The organism is Brevundimonas sp. P7753 (assembly GCF_013386595.1).
GTDB lineage: Bacteria > Pseudomonadota > Alphaproteobacteria > Caulobacterales > Caulobacteraceae > Brevundimonas > Brevundimonas bullata.
On sequence record NZ_JACARP010000199.1, the window covers coordinates 1 to 1,288 of the forward strand.

3 protein-coding genes are annotated in these 1,288 nt (G+C 71.0%); all 3 read left to right on the forward strand.

The features are described 5' to 3' along the window. The first annotated feature begins 46 nt into the window (after positions 1-46). The 3 genes from HX774_RS19055 (at position 47) to HX774_RS19065 (ending at position 1,072) form a co-directional block, all read left to right on the forward strand. Entirely contained in the window at positions 47-457 is a 411-nt protein-coding gene (locus HX774_RS19055) for a phage major tail protein, TP901-1 family (protein ID WP_178828982.1), read from the forward strand. A 142-nt stretch (positions 458-599) separates the two neighbouring features. Then, complete coding sequence (locus tag HX774_RS19060) at positions 600-890, forward strand: GTA-gp10 family protein (RefSeq protein WP_178828983.1); 291 nt, start codon at positions 600-602, stop codon at positions 888-890. After that, a complete protein-coding gene (locus HX774_RS19065; protein ID WP_178828984.1) occupies positions 890-1,072 on the forward strand; it encodes a phage tail assembly chaperone in 183 nt (60 codons plus the stop codon). The genes HX774_RS19060 and HX774_RS19065 overlap by 1 nt, the downstream gene beginning before the upstream one ends. Positions 1,073-1,288: the final 216 nt, after the last annotated feature.

A 1,288-nucleotide genomic window follows, 5' to 3' on the forward strand; every position in this document is an offset into this window, starting at 1 on the left:
GCGGTCCCCCTCCCCCGTCGCTGCGCGACAAGGGAGGATTGAAGACATGACGGCGCAACGGGGCAAGGACATCTTGCTGAAGATCGAGGGCGCCGCTGGCGTCTTCACCACGGTGGCGGGCCTGAGGGCGCGGACGATTTCGCTGAACGCCAAGACGGTGGACGCCACCGACGGCGACAGCGCCGGGCGCTGGCGCGAGCTGCTGGCGGGGGCCGGGGTGAAGTCGGCGGCGGTGTCGGGGCAGGGGATCTTTCGCGATGCGGCGTCCGACGCCCTGATCCGCGAGGCCTTCTTTGAACAGGCGGCGAAGACGTGGCGGCTGATCGTGCCGGACTTCGGCGTGCTGGAGGGGGCGTTCATCGTGGCGGCGCTGGAATACGCCGGCGAGCACGAGGGCGAGGCGAGCTTTGCGCTGAGCCTGGCGAGCGCGGGCGAGATCGGGTTCAGCGCGCTGTGACTAGGTTTTCCTCCCCATGTCATGGGGAGGTGGCGCGGACACGCAGCGGCCGTGACGGAGGGGGCGTCTCGACGGGAGAAGGCGGCGTCGCCCCCTCCACCGCTTCGCGGTCCCCCTCCCCACGACATGGGGAGGAAAGACAATGACCAATGGCGTGCGGGGCGAGGCGACGGCGGTGCTGGCTGGGGCGGAGCGGAGGCTGTGTCTGACGCTGGGGGCTCTGGCCGAGATCGAGACGGGGCTGGGCACAGCCGGGATGGCGGCGTTGGCCGAGCGGATGAAGGCGCTGTCGGCGCGGGATCTGATGGTGGTGCTGGCGGCCTTGTTGCGCGGCGGGGGCGAGGGGGTATTGGCGGACGGTTTGGGGAGCGCCGCCGTTGATCCGCGCGAGGCGGCGGAGGCGGTGGCGAAGGCGTTTGCGGCGGCTGCCTGATGACGCCCCAAGAGCGGCAATGGAGCGAGATGATGCAGGCGGCGGCGCGGATGGGCGTGGGGCCGGAGGGGTTCTGGCGGCTGTCGCTGAAAGAGTGGCGGATGCTGACGGCGGGGCCGGCTCAGGCGGCGCCCCTGGGGCGCGGCGAGATGGAGCGGATGGCGGCGTTGTGGCCGGATTGATGCGTGTTTTCCTCCCCATTTCATGGGGAGGTGGATCGGCGCCGTAAGGCGACGAGACGGAGGGGGCGGCGGGACGTCGGGAGAGGGCGGCGTCGCCCCCTCCACCACTTCGTGGTCCCCCTCCCCATGAAATGGGGAGGAGTGTTGGAATGACGGACAGTTTCAGGCCGGACGGGATCGACGCCGTGCCGGTGAAGGCGGCGGAGGCGGCGGCGG